Origin of the sequence: Falsiroseomonas oryziterrae (genome assembly GCF_021864505.1) — a bacterium.
Taxonomy (GTDB): Bacteria; Pseudomonadota; Alphaproteobacteria; order Acetobacterales; family Acetobacteraceae; genus Falsiroseomonas; species Falsiroseomonas oryziterrae.
The window spans coordinates 1-3,727 of sequence record NZ_JAKJIB010000372.1; the positions used below are offsets into that span (position 1 = coordinate 1).

Consider the following 3,727-nt stretch of genomic DNA (forward strand, 5'->3'; position numbering starts at 1 on the left):
GCTGCGGCGGGAGCGCGCGGCGCGGCTGCGCGAGGCCGGCCGCCGCGCCGCACGCCGCCTCTACGACAGCCGCATCGGCCGGCAGGAACGCGTGGTGCTGGAGCGTGCCGACCGCGGCCATGCGGAGAATTTCGCCCCCGTCCGCCTGCGCGGCGCGGGGCGGCGGGGCGAACTCGTCGCGCTGCGCGTCGTTGGCGCGGACGATGACGGCCTGGTGGCGGAGGTGGCCTGACCGATGGCGCTCAAGGGGTTCTGGGACCGTCTGCGCGGCCGCGGCTCGCCGGAGGAGGGGCCGCAAACGCCCGCCCCCGATCCGGAGCCGCCGATCCCGCCGCCGGCCATCCCGATCCAGCCCGACGTCAACGCGCCGCCGCCCTACGAGGCGCCCGCCGCGCCCGTCCACGTCCCCGCCGCGCCGGTTCCCACGGTGGAGCCGCCGCCGGCCGAGGCCGCGCCACGCGACGATGCGGCCGCGCTACGTGAGGCACTGGCCGACAGCGTGCCCGAGGCCGGGCCCGAGCAGAAGGGCGGCTGGTTCGCGCGCCTCAAGGCCGGCCTCTCGCGCTCCACCGCCAAGCTGACCGACGCGATCACCACCGTCTTCCGCAAGCGCCGTCTCGACGACGAGGCGCTCGAGGAACTCGAGGAGACGCTGATCGCCGCCGATCTCGGCCTGTCCGCCGCGCAGCGCATCGTCGAGGGCTTCCGCAAGACCCGCTTCGGCAAGGAGGTCACCGACGAGGAGGTGAAGGCGGCCCTCGCCGACAGCATCGCCGAGATCCTCGCCCCCGTCGCGCAGCCGCTCGCGATCGAGCCCGCCCGCGCGCCGCATGTCGTGCTCGTCGTCGGCGTCAACGGCACCGGCAAGACGACGACCATCGCGAAGCTCGGCCAGCAGTATCGCCGCCAGGGGCTCAAGGTGATGTTCGCCGCCGGCGACACCTTCCGCGCCGCCGCCGTCGAGCAGCTGCAGATCTGGGGCGACCGCACCGGCTGCCCGGTGGTGGCGCCGGCGAAGATGGGCGCCGACGCCGCCGGCCTCGCGCATGACGCGCTCGCCCGCGCGAAGGCCGAGGGCATGGACGTGCTGCTGATCGACACCGCGGGGCGGCTGCACAACAAGGCCGCGCTGATGGAGGAGCTGCGCAAGGTCGTGCGCGTGATCCGCCGCCTCGACGAGACCGCGCCGCATTCCGTGCTGCTGACGCTGGACGCCACCACCGGCCAGAACGCGCTGAGCCAGGTGAAGGTCTTTCGGGACATGGTCGAGGTGTCCGGCCTTGCGGTGACGAAGCTCGACGGCAGCGCCAAGGGCGGCGTGGTGGTGGCGCTCGCGCAGGAATTCGGCCTGCCGGTGCATGTCGTGGGCGTCGGCGAGAAGGCCGACGACCTGCGCCCCTTCACCGCGCGCGACTTCGCCCGCGGGCTGGTCGGGCTCGACTGACGGTCAGCGGCCGAGGGTGAACATCAGGCCGATCGCAACATAGGCCGAGATGGCGAACAGTCCCGGCACGGCGACCAGCGCAAGGCGCGCGGTCGCTTGCCCGGTTCTTCCCTCGCGCCGCAGACGGTCCGCGCTGCCGACCAGAAGGACGCCGAGGCCGAGCACGGCCAGCCAGACCACCGCGCCGGCGCCACCGGCGCCGTCCGCGGCGGCGCCCGCCAGATGTCCGACGAAGCCGAGCGCCACCGCGCCGAGCGACACCAGCGCAAGCGCCTGCAACAGGCCGTAGAGCATCACCGGGCCCTGCGCGGAGGAGGGCGACTGCGGCGTTTCATGCGCGGAACGTAACGGCAGGGCCTGCTGTCCGCCAGCGGGGTGCGTCCCGGGAGGCCATGCGCCGGCCTCCACGTGGCGCATCACCGGCCGGAGTTCATTATGAAGGCGCCCGCGACCACCCCCGCCATCGCCAGGCCGAAGAGGCCCGGCATCGCGGCGATGCAGGCCACCATGGCGCCAAGCCGGATCCAGCCGCGACGCCGCAGCAGGACTGCGGCCAGCGCCAGCACCGCCACCACCGCCACGCCGGCGGCCCAGCCCAGCGTCTCCACGGCATCCGCCCCGCCCTTCGCGAGCGCCGTGGGGAGGTAGGTCCCCACCAGCGCCCCGACCAGCAGCACCGACAGGACGGCGACCAGCAGGAACAACCGATAGAGCCAGAGGGCGACCACCGGTTCAGTTCCAGCGATCGACGGTCAGCAGGAGGATCAGGAAAAAGAGGCCGCCGAGCAGCGCGGGCACCGCCACGACTGCCAGCACCAGCTTCGACCAGACCGTGCGGCCCCTCCGATGCAGCAGGACGCCGCCGACCAGGACGGCGCCGAGCCCGCCGAGGATCAGCGCCCAGAGCCCGAGATTCACCGAGGAAACGGAGCCGTCGGCGAGACCGACGAAGAAATAGAACGCGAAGATCGCCGTCGTGAGCGCAGCAAGGCCGAAAAGGCTGCGATAGAGCAACATCCGGACACGCTAGCGCCGTCGCGGCGCGCGGCAAGCTGTCCCGGGGCGCGGGCGGTCCGCTTTCGTCCGGCGGCCGCGCTTGCCATGCTCGCAAGGTCGTAGGGGGGGAGTTGGACGATGGCCGAGGTCCGTTGGGAACGCATGACGGCGCCCGAGCTGCGCGCGCTCGCGGCACGCGACCCGGTCGTCGTGCTGCCCGTCGCCGCGCTCGAGCAGCACGGGCCGCATCTGCCGGTCTGGACCGACAGCATGGTCGGCCACGCCGTCGCGGTGCGCGGCGCGGAGCTGGCGGGGGAGGGACACGCCGTGGTGCTGCCCCCGATGTGGATGGGGCTTTCGGAGCACCATTTCCCCTTCGGCGGCACGATCAGCCTGGACTACGCGACCTTCGCCGGCGTGCTGCGCTGCGTGACGCGCTCCATCCTCGCCGACGGCTTCCGGCGGCTGTTCCTGATCAACAGCCATGGCGGCAACATCGAGCCGCTGGCCGTCGCCGCGCGCGAGCTCGCGCATGAATTCGCGATCCCTGTCGTCACCACCACCGTCACCCGGCTCGCGCCGGACGCCATCAAGGCGGCGCTGACGACGCAGCCGGGCATCCAGCATGCGTGCGAGGGCGAGACGAGCCTCTGGCTGCATCTCGACCCCGACCAGGTGCGCCGCGACGAGATCGCCAACACGATCTCCCCCGGCGGCTTCTCGGCCGGCGACGCGGCGGCGACGCGCTTCTGGTCCTTCAGCGAGCGCGCCCCGGTCACCGGCGTGCGCGGCGATCCGCGCGCCGCGACGGCGGAAAAGGGCAGGGCGATCTTCGAGGCGATGGCGGAGGGGCTGGCCGCGATGCTGCGCGATCCGGCGATCTGGTCGACGCCCGATCCGGTCTGGAGGCCGGGCCGCGCGAACGGCCCGCGCTGACCGTCACCTCCAGGCGCGGCTACTCGAACGGGATGCGCAGCCGCGCGCCGGGGACGATGTTGTCGAAGGGCCGGTCGGGGCCGGTCTCGCGCAGGTGCTCGCGGCCGAAGGTCATGCCCTGGCGCCGGTCCGGCTGGAGCAGCATCGGCTCGAGCGAGGGGTTGCGGTCGGCGAAGCGGTCGCGCGGCGGCTCGATGCTGCGGTTGGGCACCGGCGCGGCCTCGTAGGGCCGATAGGGCGTCGCGTTGCGCGGGCCGAGGCTCCAGGGCTCGGTCACCGTCTTCGGCAGGCGCGACGGGGCGGCCGGTCCGAAGGGGCGTGCCGCCGGCCCGGGGGCACGTGCCGCCGGCC

Annotated in this window: 6 protein-coding genes and 1 pseudogene; 3 read left to right on the top strand and 4 right to left on the bottom strand. The window is 73.7% G+C overall.

Annotation, left to right across the window (positions count from 1 at the left end; genetic code table 11):
• Together L2I40_RS20340 and ftsY are read left to right on the top strand one after the other, a co-directional pair.
• Positions 1–232 (top strand): annotated as a pseudogene (locus L2I40_RS20340) (tRNA (N(6)-L-threonylcarbamoyladenosine(37)-C(2))-methylthiotransferase MtaB); the annotation flags it as partial.
• A gap of 267 nt (positions 233–499) precedes the next feature.
• Positions 500–1,444: a signal recognition particle-docking protein FtsY gene (ftsY, locus tag L2I40_RS20345; RefSeq protein ID WP_308116439.1), complete on the top strand. Its 945-nt coding sequence runs from the start codon at positions 500–502 to the stop codon at positions 1,442–1,444.
• Between the two features lie 3 nt (positions 1,445–1,447).
• Here ftsY and L2I40_RS20350 read toward each other — a convergent pair whose 3' ends face one another.
• The 3 genes from L2I40_RS20350 to L2I40_RS20360 all read right to left on the bottom strand — a co-directional run bounded on the left by L2I40_RS20350 (position 1,448) and on the right by L2I40_RS20360 (position 2,461).
• Entirely contained in the window at positions 1,448–1,741 is a 294-nt protein-coding gene (locus L2I40_RS20350; protein WP_237217001.1) for a hypothetical protein, read from the bottom strand.
• 119 nt (positions 1,742–1,860) lie between these two features.
• Positions 1,861–2,172: a hypothetical protein gene (locus L2I40_RS20355; protein WP_237217002.1), complete on the bottom strand. Its 312-nt coding sequence runs from the start codon at positions 2,170–2,172 to the stop codon at positions 1,861–1,863.
• 4 nt (positions 2,173–2,176) lie between these two features.
• A complete protein-coding gene (locus L2I40_RS20360) occupies positions 2,177–2,461 on the bottom strand; it encodes a hypothetical protein (protein ID WP_237217003.1) in 285 nt (94 codons plus the stop codon).
• Between the two features lie 117 nt (positions 2,462–2,578).
• On the opposite strand from L2I40_RS20360, the gene L2I40_RS20365 reads away from it, so the two are divergent.
• On the top strand, positions 2,579–3,376 hold the full coding sequence (locus L2I40_RS20365) for a creatininase family protein (RefSeq protein ID WP_237217004.1): 798 nt from the start codon (positions 2,579–2,581) through the stop codon (positions 3,374–3,376).
• A gap of 19 nt (positions 3,377–3,395) precedes the next feature.
• On the opposite strand, the gene L2I40_RS20370 is transcribed toward L2I40_RS20365, so the two are convergent.
• Positions 3,396–3,727, bottom strand: a 332-nt coding sequence (locus tag L2I40_RS20370; RefSeq protein WP_237217005.1) for a hypothetical protein, incomplete at its 5' end; no start/stop codon positions are given.